Below are 19,474 nucleotides of genomic sequence, written 5' to 3' on the forward strand. Positions count from 1 at the left end.
CGGACCCGTCCCGCGCTCCCCGCGGCCCGCGCTCCCCGGGCGCACCCGGCGCGCCACCGCTGACGCGGCACGACGGTACAGCCGGCCGCCCCGCCCGTGCACGGGCTCCGCCTCACCTCCCCATAACGCCGGGAAGGGGGCGGAACGGGAGGTCCCCCCGGCCCCCCGGCGCGGCTTACGGTTTCGGCGATCACCACGGGAGCGCGTCCTCCGAAGCACCCAGCCTGCCCCGCGCCCGGGGGACGCGCTCCGTGTCGTGCACGTCCCGTCCGCCCTCTTCCCCAGGGGCTGCCCCCACCGAGGAGACCCAGGAGCCCGCCATGACACCCCCCACCCCCGACGATCCCGGCGCCGATCCCGGCATCAGCCGCAAGACCCTGCTCCGGGCGGCCGTCGCCGCCGGCGCCGCCGTCCCGCTGCTCGCCACCGGCGCCGTCGCCCTCGCCCGGGACTCCGCCCGCGCACCGGGCACGACCCTGACACCGACACCCTTCTGCGACGACGGCGACGACCCCACGCCCGACCAGATGGAGGGGCCCTACTTCAAGCCGAACTCCCCGCTGCGCACCGACCTGGCCGCCTCGGGCACCGCCGGCACCCGGCTGACGGTCAGCGGCTACGTCTTCGGCCGCAACTGCGTGCCCCTGCCCGGCGTCCTGCTCGACTTCTGGCAGGCCGACAACGCGGGCGCCTACGACATGGCCGGGTACAGGTTCCGCGGCCACCAGTTCACCGACTCGACCGGCGCGTTCGTCCTGCGCACGATCGTCCCCGGCCTCTACCCGGGCCGCACCCGGCACATCCACGTCAAGGCCCAGGCCCCCGGCAGGCCGGTGCTGACGACCCAGCTCTACTTCCCGGGCGAACCGCGCAACAGCACGGACACCATCTTCGACCCGGCACTGCTGATGAACGTCCGCGACGCCGGCGGCGGCAAGGAGGCCACGTTCGACTTCGTGCTGAACGTGGACGGCACCCCGGGCCCGACGGACCCGCCCACCGACCCGCCGACCGATCCCCCGGGCGGCACCTGGGCCGCTGGCCGCGCCTACAAGGCCGACGACCGGGTCACGTACGGCTCCGCCGCCTACCGCTGCCTGCAGGCCCACACCTCGATGCCCGGCTGGGAGCCGCCCAACGTCCCCGCCCTGTGGCGACGCGAGTGACACCTCGCCGGTGAGACCTTCCTCACAGGAGGTCCTCCCCGACAACGCGGAAGCCCCCAGGTCCGAGACCTGGGGGCTTCCGTCTGGTGCGCGAGGGGGGAGTTGAACCCCCACGCCCTTGCGGGCACTGGAACCTGAATCCAGCGCGTCTGCCTATTCCGCCACCCGCGCATTGGGTGTGTCTTCGGGCTCCGTTCCTTTCGGCCCGGCGCCTTCCGACATCCAGAACATTAGCACGCTGTCCGGGGTCGGTTCACATCCCTTGTCAGCGGGCGGACCGGCCTCCCGCGCCGGCCGGGCACTCGCACCGGTCCGTGTCCGTTCACGTATCAACCTCGTACCGGTCCCGCCCGTCTCCCCAGGAGCCGGTAGGGGACCGCAGCCGGGTGCGGGACACTGGTCCACGGCCGCCTCTACGATCCTGGGCATGAATACGGGCGGGCGGGAGCACGTTCCGAACGGCCCGGGGAGTTCGGAAGGGAGCTCCAGCGGGAACTCCGAGAGGCGTCGACACCCGTCGACGGGGCCGACAGGGGGAACCAGCCGATCGACCGGTGCGTGGATACGATCAGTAAGCAGTACCAGGTGGACAGTGCGCGCACACGCCGCACGACAGGCAGTACGCAAGGCAGTGGACAGGACGGCAGCGACGGAGGAGGTGCCCCATGGGAGTCCTGAAGAAGTTCGAGCAGCGTCTCGAAGGTCTGGTCAACGGCACCTTCGCGAAGGTGTTCAAGTCCGAGGTGCAGCCCGTGGAGATCGCGGGAGCGCTCCAGCGCGAATGCGACAACAACGCGACCATCTGGAACCGCGACCGCACCGTCGTGCCCAATGACTTCATCGTCGAGCTGAGCACGCCCGACTTCGAGCGCCTCAGCCCCTACTCCGGCCAGCTCGGCGACGAGCTCGCCGGAATGGTGCGCGACTACGCCAAGCAGCAGCGCTACACCTTCATGGGACCGATCAAGGTCCACCTGGAGAAGGCGGACGACCTCGACACCGGCCTGTACCGGGTCCGCAGCCGTACGCTCGCCTCCTCCAGCAGTCAGCAGGGCGGCCCGGGGCCCTCGGGACCCGCCGCGCCCCCCGCTCCCTCCGGACGGCCCGGCGCACCGGGCGGCGGCTACGGCTACCCGCCCGCCGGCGCCCCGCCCATGCCCGCCGCTCCGCCGCCCGGCGGACGCCCCGGCGGTTACGGCTACCCGCAGCCCGCGGGCGCCCAGCAGCCCCCGGCCGCACCCGCGCCCGGCGCCCGCACCCGCCACTGGATCGAGATCAACGGCACCCGCCACCAGATCTCCCGCGCGACCCTCGTCCTCGGGCGCAGCACCGAGGCCGACGTGCGGATCGACGACCCCGGCGTCTCCCGCCGGCACTGCGAGATCCGGACCGGAACGCCCTCGACGATCCAGGACCTCGGGTCCACCAACGGCATCGTGGTGGACGGGCAGCACACCACCCGCGCTACGCTCCGCGACGGCTCGCGGATCGTCGTGGGCAGCACCACCGTTATCTATAGGCAAGCCGAAGGGTGATCCGGGGGCAATGTCAGAGCTGACCCTCACGGTCATGCGGCTGGGTTTCCTGGCCGTACTGTGGCTGTTCGTGATCGTGGCCGTGCAGGTCATCCGCAGCGACCTGTTCGGTACGCGGGTCACCCAGCGCGGGGCGCGGCGCGACGCCGCACGACCGCAGCAGGCCGCGCGCCAGGGCCAGGCGCCTCCACCGCAGCGCCAGCAGCCGAGCGGCGGCCGGGGCCGCCGGGGCGCTCCCACCAAACTCGTCGTGACGGAGGGCACCCTCACCGGCACCACCGTCGCCCTCCAGGGCCAGACCATCACGCTCGGCCGGGCGCACGACTCGACGATCGTGCTGGACGACGACTACGCCTCCAGCCGCCATGCCAGGATCTACCCGGACCGCGACGGACAGTGGATCGTCGAGGACCTGGGCTCCACCAACGGCACCTACCTGGACCGGTCCCGGCTGACGTCCCCCACACCCATCGGCCCGGGGGCGCCGATCCGCATCGGCAAGACCGTCATCGAGCTGCGGAAGTAGTGCTACACCAATGAATGAGCGCGAGCGGAGCGAGCACGCAGCGGCGGCCGGCACCCCGGGCCACGGCGCGCTCCCGACCGGAGGGTGGGCAGTGTGGCTCGACACGACCGGCTGCATTCGGAGCCGACGGGCGAGGTGCGCATGAGTCTGTCACTGCGTTTCGCCGCCGGATCGCACAAGGGCATGATCCGGGAGGGCAACGAGGACTCCGGTTACGCCGGCCCCCGCCTGCTCGCCATCGCCGACGGCATGGGCGGCCAGGCCGCCGGAGAGGTCGCCTCCTCCGAGGTGATCTCCACCATCGTCGCCCTCGACGACGACGTGCCCGGTTCCGACATCCTCACCTCGCTCGGCACCGCCGTGCAGCGCGCCAACGACCAGCTGCGGCACATGGTCGAGGAGGACCCGGCCCTCGAAGGCATGGGCACCACCCTCACCGCCCTGCTCTGGACCGGTCAGCGCCTCGGCCTCGTCCACGTCGGCGACTCCCGCGCCTACCTCCTGCGCGACGGCGTCCTCACGCAGATCACCCAGGACCACACCTGGGTGCAGCGCCTCGTCGACGAGGGGCGCATCACCGAGGAGGAGGCCGGCACCCACCCGCAGCGCTCCCTGCTGATGCGCGCCCTCGGCAGCGGCGACCACGTCGAGCCCGACCTGTCCATCCGCGAGGTACGGGCCGGCGACCGCTACCTCATCTGCTCCGACGGACTCTCCGGCGTCGTCTCCCACCAGACGCTCGAGGACACCCTCGCCAGCTACCAGGGCCCCCAGGAGACCGTGCAGGAGCTGATCCAGCTCGCCCTGCGCGGCGGCGGCCCCGACAACATCACCGTCATCGTCGCCGACGTCCTCGACCTCGACACCGGTGACACCCTCGCCGGCCAGCTCTCCGACACGCCCGTCGTCGTCGGCGCCGTCGCCGAGAACCAGGCCCAGTTCGGCGACAACGGCATCATGCAGACCCCGGCCGGACGCGCCGCCGGCCTCGGCCGCCAGGGCGGCGGCCGGCACGGCGCGGGCGGCGAGTTCGGACCGCCCGGCAGCGGCGACACCACCGGCTACATCCCCGCCGACGGCTTCGGGGACTACGGCGACGGCGACTTCGTCAAGCCCCGCAAGAACCACAGGTGGCTCAAGCGGTCCCTCTACACCGTGCTCGCCCTCGCCGTCATCGGCGGCGGCCTCTACGGCGGCTGGCGCTGGACCCAGACCCAGTACTACGTCGGCACCAACGACGACCACGTCGCCCTGTACCGGGGCATCAGCCAGGACCTGGCCTGGGTCTCGCTGTCCAAGGTCCAGAAGGACCACCCCGAGATCGAACTCAAGTACCTGCCGCCCTACCAGCAGAAGCTCGTCGAGTCGACGATCGCCGAAGGCGACCTGAACGACGCCCGGGCGAAGATCGAAGAGCTGTCGGTACAGGCCTCCGCCTGCCGGAAGCAGGCCGAGCGGCGTGCCGCGGACAGCGAGAACGCGAAGACGGGCGAAGGCGAGGCCGGAGGCACCACGGGAACCACTCCCGCCTCCTTCACGTCCAAGGCCACACCGACACCGACCGCGTCGGAGTCACCGAAGACGCCCGAATCCTCCCCGTCCCCGTCCACGACCGCACCCACTACCAGCCCCGGCCCCAGCCTCTCGGAGGAAGAGCAGAAGGTCGTCTCGCTGTGCGGTAAGCAGTAGGCAAGCCGTGAGAGGCCCCGTCACACGATGAGCAGTACTTCCAACTCGCCGACGCACCACACGTCCACGATCGGTTCCATCGGCGCGCCCAGCCGCCGCAACACCGAGCTGGCCCTGCTGGTGTTCGCCGTCGTCATCCCGGTCTTCGCCTACGCCAACGTGGGCCTGGCCCTCAACGACGAGGTACCCGCCGGACTGCTGAGCTACGGCCTCGGACTCGGCCTGCTGGCCGGCGTCGGCCACCTGGTCGTCCGCAAGTTCGCGCCCTACGCGGACCCCCTGCTGCTGCCACTGGCCACCCTGCTCAACGGTCTCGGCCTCGTCGCCATCTGGCGCCTGGACCAGTCCGAACTGCTCCAGAGCATCGACCAGGCCGGCACCGCCGCACCCCGCCAGCTGATCTACACCGCGATGGGCATCGCCCTGTTCGTCGCCGTGCTGATCTTCCTCAAGGACCACCGCGTCCTGCAGCGCTACACCTACATCTCCATGGTCGGCGCCCTGTTCCTGCTGCTGCTCCCGCTGGTCCCGGGCCTCGGCAAGAACATCTACGGCGCCAAGATCTGGATCCAGGTCGGTTCCTTCTCCATCCAGCCCGGCGAGTTCGCCAAGATCGTCCTCGCGGTCTTCTTCGCCGGCTACCTGATGGTGAAGCGCGACGCCCTCGCCCTCGCCAGCCGCCGCTTCATGGGCCTCTACCTGCCCCGCGGCCGCGACCTCGGGCCCATCCTCGTCGTCTGGGTCATCTCCATCCTGATCCTCGTCTTCGAGACCGACCTCGGCACCTCGCTGCTGTTCTTCGGCATGTTCGTGATCATGCTGTACGTCGCCACCGAGCGGACCAGCTGGATCGTCTTCGGCCTGCTGATGTCCGCCGTCGGCGCCGTCGGCGTGGCCAGCTTCGAACCCCACATCCAGACCCGTGTGCAGGCCTGGCTCGATCCCTTCCACGAGTACCAGCTCAGTCGGCTGGGGAGCAGCGACGGCATCCTCCACTCCGAGCAGGCCATGCAGGCCCTGTGGGCGTTCGGCTCCGGCGGCACCCTCGGCAGCGGCTGGGGCCAGGGCCACTCCGAGCTGATCCGCTTCGCCGCCAACTCCGACTTCATCCTCGCCACCTTCGGCGAGGAACTCGGCCTGGCCGGCCTCATGGCCCTCTTCCTGCTCTACGGCCTCATCGTCGAGCGCGGCATCCGCACCGCACTCGCCGCCCGCGACCCCTTCGGCAAGCTCCTCGCCGTCGGCCTGTCCGGCGCCTTCGCCCTCCAGGTCTTCATCGTCGCCGGCGGCGTGATGGGTCTCATCCCGCTCACCGGCATGACCATGCCCTTCCTCGCCTACGGAGGCTCCTCCGTCATCGCGAACTGGGTCCTGATCGGCATCCTGCTGCGCATCAGCGACACCGCACGCCGTCCGGCCCCCGCGCCCACCGCCAACCCCGACGCCGAGATGACCCAGGTGGTCCGACCGTGAACAAGCCCCTGCGCCGCATCGCGATCTTCTGCGGCCTCCTGGTCCTCACCCTGCTCATCCGCGACAACTGGCTCCAGTACGTCAAGGCCGACGAACTGAAGACCCACGAGGACAACCGCCGCGTCGCCATCGAGCGCTACGCCAGCCCCCGCGGCGACATCATCGTCGACGGCAAGGCCATCACCGGACACGCCACCACCAAGGGCGACTTCAAGTACAAGCGCACCTACAAGGACGGCGCCATGTGGGCGCCCGTCACCGGCTACGTCTCCCAGGCCTACGGCGCCACCCAGCTCGAGAACATCGACGACGGCATCCTCACCGGCAACGACGACCGGCTCTTCTTCCGCAACACCCTCGACATGCTCACCGGCAAGAAGCGCGAGGGCGGCAACGTCGTCACCACCCTCAACGGCGCCGCGCAGAAGGCCGCCTACGAGGGCCTGAAGAAGCAGGGCGGCAAGGGCGCCGTCGCCGCCATCGAACCCTCCACCGGCAAGATCCTCGCCCTGGCCTCGTTCCCCTCGTACGACCCCTCCACGATCGCCGGCGGCAGCAAGGCGGACGGCGAGGCCTGGAACAAGATCATCGAGAAGAACAACCCCGACAAGCCCATGCTCAACCGCGCCCTGCGCGAGGTCTACCCGCCCGGCTCCACCTTCAAGGTGGTCACCGCCGCGGCGGCGCTCGAGCACGGCTTGTACAAGTCGGCGGACGAGAAGACCGACTCCCCCCTGCCGTGGATCATGCCCGGCACCACCACCCCGCTGAAGAACGAGGGCAACATCCCCTGCGAGAACGCCACCCTCCGCGAGGCACTGCGCGTCTCCTGCAACACCGTCTTCGGCAAGGTCGGCTACCAGCTCGGCAACGACAAGATGCTCGAGACGGCCAAGAAGTTCGGCTTCACCGAGGAGCAGTTCGTCCCGGTCCGCTCCAGCGCCTCGGTCTTCTCCGACGACATGAACGACTCGCAGGTCGCGCTCTCCTCCATCGGCCAGTTCAACACCGCCGCCACCCCGCTGCAGATGGCCATGGTCACCTCCGCCATCGCCAACAACGGCACCCTGATGAAGCCGTACATGGTCGACGAACTCCAGGCCCCCAGCCTCGACACCATCGAGAAGACGGACCCGCAGGAGATGAGCAAGCCGCTCTCCGCGGAGAACGCCCAGATCCTGCAGTCGATGATGGAGACCGTCGTCGAGGACGGCACGGGAACCAACGCGCAGATCGACGGCGTCAAGGTGGGCGGCAAGACCGGTACCGCGCAGCACGGTGTCGACAACAGCGAGAACCCGTACGCCTGGTTCATCTCGTACGCCAAGACCGACGACGGCAGCTCGCCGGTCGCCGTCGCCGTGGTGATCGAGGACGAGAACGCCAGCCGTGACGACATCTCCGGCGGCGGCCTCGCGGCCCCGATCGCGAAGAGCGTGATGGAGGCCGTCATCAACAGCAAGAAGTGACCAGACGCCGGGAGGGACGTGACTCCGCTCACGTCCCCTTCACATCGACGCACGTTGCGATACCGGTCCTGTATCGGGTACCGGGCTTGGCCAGGTCGCACAGAGCGAGCCGGGTACGGTAGGCCGGACGGCAGCCTCCGACCGTACAAGCATGCCGGTCGGGACCGACGGAGAGGGCTGGTAGGTAACCATGGAAGAGCCGCGTCGCCTCGGCGGCCGGTACGAGCTGGGCCAGGTGCTCGGCCGTGGTGGCATGGCGGAGGTCTACCTCGCGCACGACAGCCGGCTCGGCCGCACCGTGGCAGTGAAGACGCTCCGCGCGGACCTCGCGCGCGACCCGTCCTTCCAGGCCCGGTTCCGCCGGGAGGCCCAGTCGGCCGCCTCGCTCAACCATCCCGCGATCGTCGCGGTCTACGACACGGGCGAGGACTACATCGACGGGGTCTCCATCCCGTACATCGTCATGGAGTACGTCGACGGCTCCACACTCCGTGAGCTCCTCCACTCCGGCCGCAAGCTGCTGCCCGAGCGGGCCATGGAGATGACGATCGGCATCCTCCAGGCCCTGGAGTACTCCCACCGCGCCGGCATCGTCCACCGCGACATCAAGCCGGCCAACGTGATGCTCACCCGCAACGGCCAGGTCAAGGTCATGGACTTCGGCATCGCCCGCGCCATGGGCGACTCCGGCATGACGATGACCCAGACCTCCGCCGTCATCGGCACCGCCCAGTACCTCTCCCCGGAGCAGGCCAAGGGCGAACAGGTCGACGCCCGCTCCGACCTGTACTCCACCGGCTGCCTGCTCTACGAGCTCCTCACCGTCCGGCCGCCCTTCGTCGGCGACTCCCCGGTGGCGGTCGCCTACCAGCACGTCCGCGAGGAACCGCAGACACCCAGCGTCTTCGATCCCGAGATCACGCCCGAGATGGACGCGATCGTCATGAAGGCCCTGGTCAAGGACCCCGACTACCGCTACCAGTCGGCCGACGAGATGCGCGTCGACATCGAGGCCTGCCTCGACGGCCAGCCGGTCGCCGCCACCGCCGCGATGGGCGCGATGGCCGCAGGTGGCTACGGCGGCTACCCCGACGACCAGGCGACCACCGCCCTGCGCTCGGACTCCGGCCCGGGCGCGGGGGCAACGACCATGCTGCCGCCGGTGAACCCCGACGACGGCGGCTACGGCTACGACGACCGGCCCGGCCGGCGCCGTCAGCAGAAGAAGTCCCACACCTCCACGGTCTTCCTGGTCCTGGCCGGCGTCCTCGTCCTCGTCGGCGCCATCCTGATCGGCAGGTACGCCATCGGCGGCGGAGGCGTGGGCAACGACAACGTCCCCGTACCGAACTTCGTCGGCCTCACCAAGCAGGAGGCCGGCAACCGGGCGACCAACGCCGACCTGGAACTGGCGTTCACCCAGAAGCCCTGCGAGGACCAGGCCAAGGACCACATCTGCTCGCAGGACCAGAAGCCGGACACCCAGGTCAAGAAGAACTCCGTCATCAACCTCGTCGTCTCGACCGGCGCACCGAAGGTCGAGGTCCCGGACGTCGAGGGCCAGACCTTCGCCGACGCCGAGCAGGCCCTGAAGGACAAGGGCTTCGAGGTCGAGAAGGAGACCCGGGAGTCGACGGATACGCCGGACACGGTGCTCTCCCAGGACCCCGAGGGCGGTGAGTCGCGCGAGAAGGGCTCGACCGTCACCCTCACCGTCGCCCGCGAGACCTCCCAGGTGACCGTGCCCAGCCTGCTGGGACTGAGCCCGGCGGAGGCCAAGCAGCGCCTGGAGGCGAAGGGCCTCGTCCTCGGCACGCAGACGGAGGGGGAGTCCACCGCGCAGGCGGAGGGCACCATCTTCGAGCAGACCTTCACCCCGGGCACCGACGTCGACCGCGGCAGCACGGTCGACGTGAAGATCGCCAGGGCCCCGAAGAAGACCAAGGTGCCGGTCATCAACCCCGGCACGCCCCTGGGCCAGGCCAAGCAGACCCTCGCCGCGCAGGGCTTCACGAATGTCCAGGTGAAGGGTTCGGGCGACGACAACGCACTGGTCGTGCAGCAGACCCCGCCGGGCGACTCCGAGGTCGACGACCCCGCGAACACACAGATCGTCCTGACGACCGTGGGCGGCGACAACGGCAACAACGGTGACAACGGTGACAACGGAGGCCTCTTCGGCGGCCTGGGCCGCCACGACGACTGACGTCACCGAACGCACGGAGCCCCGTCCCTCCACCGAGGGCCGGGGCTCCGTCCTTGTTGTCCCGTCGTTTGTCCCCTGGTTGTCCCGCGGTGATTCGAAAACGTCGGCATGTCACGCTCGGCGGCCAGTCGTCCACAGGCCGCGCACCTGCTCGGCATGGAGTGCGGGCGCACACAGCCTGTGGACAACCCTGCGTCCAGCGGCGTCTGCCCGTCCTCGAAGGAGATGTCCCCACCCGGTGGACAACGCCCTCTCCGTCGCCATCCGCGACTTCGGCCACGCATCCGAGGCGGTCGCCGAGCTCACCGGAAGCCCGGGGCACCGGGGTGCGCCTTAAGGCGCCGCCGTGGACGCCGGGGAAAGAGGCCCGGGGCCGCGAGGAGAAGTCGCGGCCCCGGGCCTCCCCGGGTCAGGTGACCGGCCTCCCACGAGGGGGCGGTCAGCGCAGTTCTTCCGGAGGAGTCCGCTCCCCGTCCACCTTCTCCGTACGGACCAGCTCGCCCCACACCACGTACCGGTACCGGCTCGTGTACACCGGCGTGCAGGTCGTCAGCGTGATGTAGTGCCCCGCCTTCGTCCTCCCGGACACCTCGGGCACCGCCCCGAGCACCTTCACGTTGTACTTCGAGGTCTCCGGGAGGATGCCGTAGACCTTGTACACGTACCAGGTGTCCTTCGTCTCGAAGACGATCGGGTCGCCCTTCTCGATCTTGTCGATGTTGTGGAACTTCGCACCGTGCCCGTCCCGGTGGGCCGCCAGCGCGAAGTTGCCCTTCTTGCCCGACGTCGGAAGCTCCGACTTCACCGGGTCGGTGTAGTAGCCGGCCACGCCGTCGTTGAGGACCTTCATCGACGTGCCCTTCTCCACCAGGATGTCGCCCTTGCCCATCGCGGGCACGTGCAGGAAGCCGATGCCCGCCTTGGTGTCCAGCGCCCCCGGGCCGTCCTGACCGACCCTCTGCTGGGCCCAGTCGTCACGGACCTTGTCGGCCTGCTTGTCGGCCGCGCGGTCGGCGACGACGTTCGTCCACCACAGCGAGTAGACGACGAACAGGCCCAGCACCAGGCCCGCCGTGATGAGGAGTTCGCCGAGGACACTGACGACCAGCGCCACCGCCCGCCGCGGGCCGCGGCGGCGGCGTGCCGCGGACGGCTGCCGGCCGGGCGCTCCGGTGTGCTCTTCGTGATCCGTGTCGGTGGTCGCTGCCACTGGTCATCTGCCCTTAATTGACGAGCGCATCCGGCTTGCCCTTGCTGCGCGGCCGTTCCTCGACCATCTTGCCCCAGACGATCATCCGGTACTTGCTCGTGAACTCCGGGGTGCACGTGGTCAGCGTGATGTAGCGTCCGGGCCCCGTGAACCCCGACTGCCTGGGCACCGGGTCGAGGACACCGGTGTTGCTCGGCGACGTCACCGGCAGGATCGACGCCATCTTGTAGACGAAGTACCGGTCCTGCGTCTCGACGACGATCGGATCGCCGGGCTCCAGCCTGTTGATGTACCGGAACGGCTCACCGTGGGTGTTGCGGTGGCCCGCCAGCCCGAAGTTGCCGCTCTTCGCCTCCGGCATCGCCGTCCTGAGCGGGTCCTCGGCGTAGTGCCCCACCATGCCCCGGTCCAGCACCCTCTTGCTGCTGACGCCCTCGGCGATCGGCACGACCACGTCCAGCTTCGGGATGTGCAGGATCGCGAAGCCCTGGCCCGGCTCGAAGGTCCCCGGATTCCGCTTGCCGCTCGCCCAGTCGTCCTGAAGGCTGCTCGCCGCCTTGTCGGCCTGCGCGTGCGCCCGCACGTTCGTCCACCACAACTGGTAGGTGACGAACAGCAGCATCAGCACGCCGGTCGTGATGAAGAGTTCGCCCATCGCACGGCTGGCGATCACCGCGGCGCTCGGCTTGCGTGCCCGGGCCTGACGGCGGGCCTCCACACGCGTCAGCGGCGCCTTCGGCGCCTCGGCGGACTCCTGGGCCCCCGGCGGCCGCCGAGCGCCCCCGCGACGCCCGTGACGCCGCCTGGCGGCCTTCCTGCGGGCCGCGCGTCCGCCGGGCGACGGCCCGTCCGTCACGGCGGGGAAAGCGCCCGTCGTACGCACCGGAGGCGGACTTGGAACCCGCAACGCCACGGTCTCGTCGTCGAGGACCGGCGCGTGGGTCTCCTCGTACGCCCCCTCGCCCGAGGAACGCCCCCCGAGCCCACCGTCCCCGAACCCACTGTCCCCGAACCCACCGGAACTCCCGTACGAATGCCCGTACCTGGCTCCCTGGTCACCGGCCGCACCGGACTCGCGTTCGGGGCGCAGCGCGGTCACGCCGTGGCCCTGCCCACCACCGGGGCGAGCCCCGCCGACCTCGCCACCGCACCCTGGTCCCCGCACTCCACCAGCCAGTTGGCCAGTATCCGGTGCCCGTGCTCGGTCAGCACCGACTCCGGATGGAACTGCACGCCCTCGACGGGCAGTTCCCGGTGCCGCAGCCCCATCACGATCCCGTCTCGCGTGCGGGCCGTCACCTCCAGCTCGGCCGGCACGGTCTCCGGCTCGGCGGCCAGCGAGTGGTACCGCGTCGCCGTGAACGGCGACGGGAGGCCGGCGAAGACGCCCTTGCCCCCGTGCTCCACCGCCGACGTCTTCCCGTGCAGCAACTCGGGCGCCCGGCCCACCACACCGCCGTACGCCACCTGCATCGACTGCATGCCGAGGCAGACGCCGAAGACCGGCACCCCGGTCGTCGCGCAGTGCCGCACCATCTCGACGCACACACCCGCCTGCTCCGGCGCGCCCGGCCCCGGCGACAGCAGCACTCCGTCGAAACCGTCCTGGGCGTGCCCCGTGGACACCTCGTCGTTGCGCACCACCTCGCACTCGGCACCCAGCTGATACAGGTACTGGACCAGGTTGAAGACGAAGCTGTCGTAGTTGTCGACGACGAGGATGCGCGCACTCACTGGTTGTCCACCGTCACATCGTTGAAGGGAATCAGCGGCTCGGCCCACGGGAAGACGTACTGGAACAGGACGTAGACCACGGCCACCACGAGCACGAGCGAGATCAGCGCCCTCACCCACGTGTTCCCCGGCAGATGCCGCCAGATCCAGCCGTACATGCCGTCCCTTCCGTCGCGCCACGGCACCGGACTCACGCCGCACGGAACCAGACTAGCGGCGCGGAGCCCCCGGGAACGGCGTCACTCCACAGGCCGGGCATGGTGCAGGTCCACGGTGCCCGAGTAACCCGGCAGCGTCACCGTCCCCTGGTCCTCGACCTTCCAGCCGAGCCCGTACACGTTCACGTACACCATGTAGTTCTGGATCGCCGGCGACTCGGCCAGCGCCTTCTTCAGCCGTTCCGGGTCCCCGACCGCCTGGATCCGGTAGGGCGGCGAGTAGACGCGCCCCTGGAGGATCAGCGTGTTGCCCACGCACCGCACCGCGCTGGTGGAGATCAGCCGCTGGTCCATCACCTTGATGCCCTCGGCGCCGCCCTGCCACAGCGCGTTCACCACCGCCTGCAGGTCCTGCTGGTGGATCACCAGGTAGTCGGGCTGCGGCTCGGGATACCCGGGGAGCTTCGCGGTGGCGTCCGGCGGTGCGTCGTCGAGCGTGACCGAGATCGCCTCGCCCCTCAGCTCCTGCGTGCCCGTCCTCTTCTCCAGCTCCGCGAGCTTGTCGTCCTCCGCCTTCGTGCTTCCGTCGTCGCGCTCGGCGAGGGCTTCGACGTCGTCCCGCAGGGCCGCGTTGGACTCGTCCAGTTCGCCGTTCTTCCGGCTGCGCTCCTGGATGAGATCGGACAATTTCAGCAAAGAGGTGTCCGTGCGGATATTGGTGCCTTTGGCAGTGTTGAAGCTGGTGAAGAAAATGAGGCCCGCGAGAGCGAAGACGGCTGCCGTGAGCACCCGCACGGGCCGGAACCGGCGCCTGCGGGCAGGACTGGATCCGGTCCCGGGGGAGTCGGCAGAATTGCTCAACGTACCCTTATCTCCTTCGGCGCCGCGGAAGCACTACGCTAACGGACGCCCGGGGGAGCGCTCAGAGTCCCCTCGCACGCCGCCCCCGAGCCCCGAACCGTTCCCTGCGCGGCCACGCAGCGCATCGACAGGAGAGACCCTCGTGCCGAAGTCACGTATCCGCAAGAAGGCCGACTACACGCCGCCGCCCGCGAAGCAGGCGACCGCCGTCAAGCTGACCAACCGCGGCTGGGTCGCGCCGGTCATGCTGGCCATGTTCATCATCGGTCTCGCCTGGATCGTCGTCTTCTACGTCACCGACGGGTCGCTGCCCCTCGATGAGCTGGGCAACTGGAACATCGTGGTGGGCTTCGGTTTCATCGCCGCCGGATTCGGTGTCTCCACGCAGTGGAAGTAGTTCTCCCCAGGGCTATCCACCGAGTTATCCACAGGTCTTGTCCACACGATGGGGACAAAGAAACGACGATCTGTGGATAACCGCCGGATCCTGCTACCGGTGTGACAGAAACACCAGAAACCAAAAGCACGTTCGCCCCCTGCCTGACCTGCGGAAACACAGAACAGTGACAGGGGGCACACCTGTTCCCGCACGCTGTGCACAGGGACTGACACCGCCTGTGGACAACGAACCGCTCAGGTGAGCTGAGCGGTTCTCAACAGGGTCACGCCGACGACGGCCACGAGGACCAGCGCACAGGTGCCGTACTGCACGAGCGTGCGCCGTTCACGCGGGGCGTGGAGCATGGCGTAGCCGATGACGGCGCCGGCGACGAGGCCGCCGATGTGGGCCTGCCAGGCGATGTTGCTCCAGCCGAAGGTGAAGATCAGGTTGATCACCAGCAGGGCGATGACCGGTCGCATGTCGGCGTTGAGCCGGCGGACCAGGGCGCCGGTCGCCCCGAAGAGGCCGAAGATGGCGCCGGAGGCGCCGAGCGAGGCGGTGGTCGGTGCGGCGAGCAGGTAAGTGAGGGCGCTGCCGGCCAGGCCGGAGGCGAGGTAGAGCGCGAGGTAGCGGACTCTGCCGAGGGCCGCTTCGAGGGGTCCGCCGAGCCACCAGAGCCCGAGCATGTTGAAGCCGATGTGCCAGAACTCCTGGTGGGTGAAGACGGAGGTCACCATGCGGTACCACTCGCCCTCCGCCACTCCTTCGGTCGGTGTGAAGGGGGCGGGCGGCCACTGCCCGATCAGGACGAGGTCGCCGAGGAGCGAGGACCTGGCGCGGACGGCGATGAACACGGCCAGGTTGATGCCGATGAGGATCTTGGTGACGAGCCGGGGGTCCGCGGCGACGCTGCCGCCGGCGAGGGTGCGGGGCCGGGAGGCCGCGGGGGCGGGTCCGGTGCCGGCGCCGCCGCGGGCGCAGTCGGGGCAGTGGAAGCCGACGGAGGCGTTCACCATGCAGTCGGGGCAGATGGGACGTTCGCAGCGGGTGCAGCGGATGCCGGTCTCGCGGTCGGGATGGCGGTAACAGCCGGGCAGGCTGTGGGCGGGCGGGGGTGCCTGGCCGTCCGGGCCCTGTGGGCCGTTGGGTGACTGGTCCATGGGGACCCCTCCCTTGTCCGTCCGTGTCCGAGAGGCGCGCGGCCCCGCCCTTCCCTACGGACGAGCGGGGCGTTTGGTTCCCTCCGGGCGCGCCGATGGGGGCGGCCGCGGAGTCGCGGTGGTCAGCCCTCGCGGGTCTCGACGACGACCGACTCGATGACGACGTCGTTCAGGGGGCGGTCGGTGCGGGGGTTGGTCTCCGTGTCCGCGATGGCGTCGACGACCTTCTGGCTGGCCCGGTCGGTGACCTCGCCGAAGATCGTGTGCTTGCGGGTCAGCCACGTGGTCGGGGAGACGGTGATGAAGAACTGCGAACCGTTGGTTCCCGGACCGGCGTTGGCCATGGCCAGCAGGTAGGGCCTGTCGAAGGCGAGATCGGGGTGGAACTCGTCCTCGAACTTGTAGCCGGGGCCACCGGTGCCGTTGCCCAGCGGGTCTCCGCCCTGGATCATGAAGCTGCTGATCACCCGGTGGAAGACGGTGCCGTCGTAGAGCTTGTCCGTGGTCCTCTCCCCGGTCTCGGGGTTGGTCCACTCACGCTCGCCCCGGGCGAGCTCGACGAAGTTCCTGACCGTCTTGGGGGCGTGGTTCGGCAGGAGCCGGACTTCGATGTCGCCGTGGCTGGTCTTCAGGGTGGCGTAGAGCTGCTCGGCCACGATGTGCCTTCCGTCGTCTTGTCGTGCTCCCCGATCCTCGCACGGCCCGTGGCGTGCGTCGCCCGGCTGTCGGTCCGGGCTGTGACCGGGTGGGCGCTCGGGGGGAATCCGGGCGGGTGTCCCTGGGTTGCGAGCGCGGGGGGCCGATCCGTGGCATTGTCGACGACAGGCTCTCGTTGCCCCGTATTCATCCGTTATCGCCGTTGATCGTCTTTTGATCGCATCTTCGGTACCACGTGCCCCGGAGGGCCCGACGTCATCACCCGTGACCCGGATGCTCGCCCTCACATGCCTGGCTGTGCGTCGGCAGGCATGATCCGTAAAAGGGTGGAAAGTCGAATTACCGTACGCCACCGAGGAGGAGGAACCCGTGACCCGCATCGACAGCGTGCGCGCCGCGACCGGTTCGGCGAAGGACAGCGTGCTGCACGCCGCGGAAGTGGTGGCGCCCTACGCCGACACGGCCAAGGACAGGGCCGCCCACTACGCACAGGAGGCGCGCGTACGACTGGCGCCCAAGGTGTCGCAGGCCGCGTGCCAGGCCCGGCTTCAGTACGGCACGCATGTCGCGCCTCGTCTGGAGCAGGCCCGTACGCATGTGCCGCCGAAGGTGGACCAGGCCGCTCACGAGGCCGCGGTCCGTACGCGTATGGCCGCCCGGCAGGCGGCCGACTACTCCCGGCCGGTGATCGAGCAGGCGGTGGCCGCGGCCGGGCCCGTCAAGGACGAGGCCGCCGCGCGTGGTGCCGCCGCGCTGGCCGCGCTGCGGGGTCAGGTCTCGGCCAAGGAGATCCAGAAGCTGGCCCGCAGGCACGAGCGGCGGGCGAAGGCCGGGCGTGTCGCCAAGATCCTGATGGTGGCGGGCGCCGTCGCGGGCGGCGCCTTCGCGGCCTGGAAGTGGTGGGACAAGCAGGCCAACCCGGACTGGCTGGTGGAGCCGCCCGAGGCGACGGAGGTTCCCGAGAACAGCCGGCTGACGTCGGTGGACGGTACCGGCGGCGCGGTCCTGGACCCCGAGGTCCAGGCCAAGCAGGCCGAGGACGAGGCCGCCGACGGCGGTGACGAGCCGCGCTGACCGCTTCCGGGGCGTGCGGGTACGCCACCTCTGTACATCGCCGTGGGGCGGGAGACTTCCGGGTCTCCCGCCCCACGGCGATGTTTCACGTGGAACATCGGGCGGCCCGTCGGTCTCCCCGGCGCTCCGCCGTCCTCCTCAGCGGCCGTAGCGGCGTTCGCGCAGGGAGTAGGAGCGCAGGGCTCGCAGGAAGTCGATCTCGCGGAAGTCCGGCCAGTAGGTCTCGCAGAAGTACATCTCGGCGTACGCGGACTGCCACAGGAGGAAGCCGGACAGTCTCTGCTCTCCGGAGGTGCGGATGATGAGGTCGGACTCGGACCGCCCCTTGGAGTACAGGTGCTTGGAGATGTGCTCCATGGTGAAGGTCTCGATGAACTCGTCGATGTCCCCGCCCCGGGCGCTGTGCTCCGTCAGGGCGGAGCGGACGGCGTCGACGATCTCCCGGCGGCCTCCGTACCCCACGGCGACGTCCACCTTGGTCCCGCCCTGGCGCCCCTGGGTGGCCGCGGTGGCGGTCTTCAGCCGGCTCGCGGACTCGGCCGGGAGGAGGTCGAGAGCTCCGACGACCTCGACGCGCCAGGGGTTGCCGGGCGCGGCCAGCCGCTCCACCACCTCGGCGATGATGTCGATCAGGGGGGTGAGCTGGTCCTCGGGCCGGTGCAGGTTGTCGTCGGAGAGCATGTAGAGGGTGACGTGCTCGATCTCGGCGGAGTCGCACCAGCGCAGGAAGTCCAGCACCTTCGCGCCGCCGGCCCGGTAGCCCTCGCGGGGGTCCACGATGCCTGATTCCTTGGCCCATCGGCGGTTGCCGTCCAGCATGATGCCGATGTGCTGGGGGCGTGGGCGTCCCTCCAGCTCCCTGAGCAGCCGCTTCATGTACAGCGCGTCGAGAGCGGCTCGTACTTTGGCCCGCATGCTCTACCCCTTTCACCTCGTCGGCAGCGACCGGACGGCTCCGGCGGCGGTGCGCCGCTTGGCACCGCCCCGCAGGGGTGTGGCGCTGGTGCCCTCTGGGGTGACGATATCAAGAGCAGACAGCGCCACTCCGGCTCCGATCGGTGGCCCCGCGCACACGCGTTCCCGCCGCCTCACAGGGGTCCGTGATCGCCACCGGAGCGCCAACCGGCCATGCTCCGGCAGGCGTTGGCGGACCCCGCGTGCCGGGACCGAGGGCGGGTGCTGTGTGCGGAGCTGCCGGCGGGAGGCGGTCGCGAGCACGCGAGCGGGGCATCGGGCCGCGCTGTGCGCCGGCCGGCGATCCGCTGCGCACGATGGGTGACGACGCCGACGCGAAGAGCCCGCCCGGCCTGGAGTTCACGCAGGTCGGACGGGCTCTCGGGGGTGGAGCCTAGGGGAGTCGAACCCCTGACATCTGCCATGCAAAGACAGCGCTCTACCAACTGAGCTAAGGCCCCGGAGAAGACGTCCGGCCGGAGGATCCGCGTACCGGCGGGCGCCGCAGACAAGAGTACCGGGTCGCCCCCCGTATCTCACAAATGATTGGGGCTCCCGGGGAACAACCACGCTCCGTAAGATGCTCGGCGTGGTTCGCTGGAGCGAACTGCGGTTTTTGGGGAAGCGATGGGGAGACGCAATGGACGCCGCACAGCAGGAAGCCACCGCGAAAGCGCGGGAACTGCAGCGGAACTGGTACGGGGAGCCGCTGGGGGCGCTCTTCCGCAGGCTTATCGACGACCTCGGTCTCAACCAGGCGCGTCTGGCGGGGGTGCTGGGGCTGTCCGCGCCGATGCTGTCGCAGCTCATGAGCGGCCAGCGGGCGAAGATCGGCAACCCGGCGGTGGTGCAGCGGGTGCAGTTGCTGCAGGAGCTGGCGGGGCAGGTGGCGGACGGCAGTGTGAGCGCGGCCGAGGCCACCGAGCGCATGGACGAGATCAAGAAGTCCCAGGGAGGCTCGGTGCTCAGCAACACCACGCAGACGACGAGCGGTTCGGGGGCGCCCACGGTCAAGCGGGTGGTCCGCGAGATCCAGTCGCTGCTGCGTTCGGTGGCGGCCGCCGGCGACATAATCGACGCCGCGGACGCCCTCTCCCCGTCCCACCCGGAGCTGGCGGAGTTCCTGCGGGTGTACGGAGCGGGCCGCACCTCCGACGCGGTCGCGCACTACCAGTCGCACCAGAACTGACCTCCGGGGCCCGGCCGTCGAAGGGCTCGGC

18 protein-coding genes and 2 tRNA genes are annotated in these 19,474 nt (G+C 70.0%); 10 read left to right on the forward strand and 10 right to left on the reverse strand.

Going from position 1 to position 19,474, the window contains the following annotated elements:
• Positions 1 to 320: 320 nt before the first annotated feature.
• Complete coding sequence (locus tag ACZ4V6_RS08275; protein ID WP_467823859.1) at positions 321 to 1,166, forward strand: dioxygenase family protein; 846 nt, start codon at positions 321 to 323, stop codon at positions 1,164 to 1,166.
• 84 nt (positions 1,167 to 1,250) lie between these two features.
• Here the strand turns inward: ACZ4V6_RS08275 and ACZ4V6_RS08280 are convergent.
• Positions 1,251 to 1,337 (reverse strand) — tRNA-Leu (locus ACZ4V6_RS08280).
• Positions 1,338 to 1,831: 494 nt separating this feature from the next.
• On the opposite strand from ACZ4V6_RS08280, the gene ACZ4V6_RS08285 reads away from it, so the two are divergent.
• The 6 genes from ACZ4V6_RS08285 to pknB all read left to right on the forward strand — a co-directional run bounded on the left by ACZ4V6_RS08285 (position 1,832) and on the right by pknB (position 10,064).
• Positions 1,832 to 2,701: an FhaA domain-containing protein gene (locus tag ACZ4V6_RS08285; RefSeq protein WP_467823861.1), complete on the forward strand. Its 870-nt coding sequence runs from the start codon at positions 1,832 to 1,834 to the stop codon at positions 2,699 to 2,701.
• A gap of 10 nt (positions 2,702 to 2,711) precedes the next feature.
• Complete coding sequence (gene fhaB, locus ACZ4V6_RS08290) at positions 2,712 to 3,227, forward strand: antibiotic biosynthesis regulator FhaB (protein WP_467823864.1); 516 nt, start codon at positions 2,712 to 2,714, stop codon at positions 3,225 to 3,227.
• A 141-nt stretch (positions 3,228 to 3,368) separates the two neighbouring features.
• Positions 3,369 to 4,916, forward strand: a complete 1,548-nt coding sequence (locus tag ACZ4V6_RS08295) for a Stp1/IreP family PP2C-type Ser/Thr phosphatase (protein ID WP_467823867.1) — start codon at positions 3,369 to 3,371, stop codon at positions 4,914 to 4,916.
• A 27-nt stretch (positions 4,917 to 4,943) separates the two neighbouring features.
• Positions 4,944 to 6,389 (forward strand): FtsW/RodA/SpoVE family cell cycle protein, encoded by a 1,446-nt coding sequence (locus tag ACZ4V6_RS08300; RefSeq protein WP_467823869.1) that lies wholly within the window; start codon positions 4,944 to 4,946, stop codon positions 6,387 to 6,389.
• Entirely contained in the window at positions 6,386 to 7,858 is a 1,473-nt protein-coding gene (locus ACZ4V6_RS08305; RefSeq protein WP_467823872.1) for a peptidoglycan D,D-transpeptidase FtsI family protein, read from the forward strand. The genes ACZ4V6_RS08300 and ACZ4V6_RS08305 overlap by 4 nt, the downstream gene beginning before the upstream one ends.
• Positions 7,859 to 8,048: 190 nt before the next feature.
• On the forward strand, positions 8,049 to 10,064 hold the full coding sequence (gene pknB, locus ACZ4V6_RS08310) for a Stk1 family PASTA domain-containing Ser/Thr kinase (RefSeq protein ID WP_467823874.1): 2,016 nt from the start codon (positions 8,049 to 8,051) through the stop codon (positions 10,062 to 10,064).
• A gap of 439 nt (positions 10,065 to 10,503) precedes the next feature.
• Here pknB and ACZ4V6_RS08315 read toward each other — a convergent pair whose 3' ends face one another.
• From ACZ4V6_RS08315 to ACZ4V6_RS08335, 5 genes are all read right to left on the reverse strand, one after another.
• Positions 10,504 to 11,274, reverse strand: a complete 771-nt coding sequence (locus tag ACZ4V6_RS08315; RefSeq protein WP_467823877.1) for a class E sortase — start codon at positions 11,272 to 11,274, stop codon at positions 10,504 to 10,506.
• Between the two features lie 13 nt (positions 11,275 to 11,287).
• Complete coding sequence (locus ACZ4V6_RS08320; protein WP_467823879.1) at positions 11,288 to 12,373, reverse strand: class E sortase; 1,086 nt, start codon at positions 12,371 to 12,373, stop codon at positions 11,288 to 11,290.
• The gene (locus ACZ4V6_RS08325; RefSeq protein WP_467823882.1) at positions 12,370 to 13,008 is read right to left on the reverse strand and encodes an aminodeoxychorismate/anthranilate synthase component II; all 639 of its coding nucleotides are present in this window, start codon (positions 13,006 to 13,008) and stop codon (positions 12,370 to 12,372) included. The genes ACZ4V6_RS08320 and ACZ4V6_RS08325 overlap by 4 nt, the downstream gene beginning before the upstream one ends.
• Complete coding sequence (locus tag ACZ4V6_RS08330; RefSeq protein ID WP_467823884.1) at positions 13,005 to 13,166, reverse strand: hypothetical protein; 162 nt, start codon at positions 13,164 to 13,166, stop codon at positions 13,005 to 13,007. Before ACZ4V6_RS08330 ends, ACZ4V6_RS08325 begins: the two co-directional genes overlap by 4 nt.
• An 81-nt stretch (positions 13,167 to 13,247) precedes the next feature.
• Positions 13,248 to 14,027: a DUF881 domain-containing protein gene (locus tag ACZ4V6_RS08335; RefSeq protein ID WP_467823886.1), complete on the reverse strand. Its 780-nt coding sequence runs from the start codon at positions 14,025 to 14,027 to the stop codon at positions 13,248 to 13,250.
• 142 nt (positions 14,028 to 14,169) lie between these two features.
• Between ACZ4V6_RS08335 and crgA the strand changes: the two genes are divergently transcribed.
• Complete coding sequence (gene crgA / locus ACZ4V6_RS08340) at positions 14,170 to 14,424, forward strand: cell division protein CrgA (protein WP_467823889.1); 255 nt, start codon at positions 14,170 to 14,172, stop codon at positions 14,422 to 14,424.
• A gap of 236 nt (positions 14,425 to 14,660) precedes the next feature.
• Here the strand turns inward: crgA and ACZ4V6_RS08345 are convergent, their stop codons facing one another.
• Positions 14,661 to 15,569 (reverse strand): rhomboid family intramembrane serine protease, encoded by a 909-nt coding sequence (locus ACZ4V6_RS08345; RefSeq protein ID WP_467823892.1) that lies wholly within the window; start codon positions 15,567 to 15,569, stop codon positions 14,661 to 14,663.
• Between the two features lie 122 nt (positions 15,570 to 15,691).
• Positions 15,692 to 16,225 carry a peptidylprolyl isomerase gene (locus ACZ4V6_RS08350; RefSeq protein WP_467823894.1) on the reverse strand — a complete coding sequence of 178 codons (534 nt, stop codon included), beginning with the start codon at positions 16,223 to 16,225 and terminating at the stop codon, positions 15,692 to 15,694.
• Between the two features lie 370 nt (positions 16,226 to 16,595).
• On the opposite strand from ACZ4V6_RS08350, the gene ACZ4V6_RS08355 reads away from it, so the two are divergent.
• The gene (locus ACZ4V6_RS08355) at positions 16,596 to 17,300 is read left to right on the forward strand and encodes a DUF5324 family protein (RefSeq protein ID WP_467823896.1); all 705 of its coding nucleotides are present in this window, start codon (positions 16,596 to 16,598) and stop codon (positions 17,298 to 17,300) included.
• 138 nt (positions 17,301 to 17,438) lie between these two features.
• Here the strand turns inward: ACZ4V6_RS08355 and ACZ4V6_RS08360 are convergent, their stop codons facing one another.
• Positions 17,439 to 18,215 carry an isoprenyl transferase gene (locus tag ACZ4V6_RS08360; protein WP_467823899.1) on the reverse strand — a complete coding sequence of 259 codons (777 nt, stop codon included), beginning with the start codon at positions 18,213 to 18,215 and terminating at the stop codon, positions 17,439 to 17,441.
• A 427-nt stretch (positions 18,216 to 18,642) separates the two neighbouring features.
• A tRNA-Ala gene (locus ACZ4V6_RS08365) sits at positions 18,643 to 18,715 on the reverse strand.
• 179 nt (positions 18,716 to 18,894) lie between these two features.
• Here ACZ4V6_RS08365 and ACZ4V6_RS08370 point away from each other — a divergent pair.
• The gene (locus tag ACZ4V6_RS08370) at positions 18,895 to 19,443 is read left to right on the forward strand and encodes a helix-turn-helix domain-containing protein (RefSeq protein WP_467823901.1); all 549 of its coding nucleotides are present in this window, start codon (positions 18,895 to 18,897) and stop codon (positions 19,441 to 19,443) included.
• Positions 19,444 to 19,474: the final 31 nt, after the last annotated feature.

Source organism: Streptomyces sp. NPDC029152, assembly GCF_055564355.1.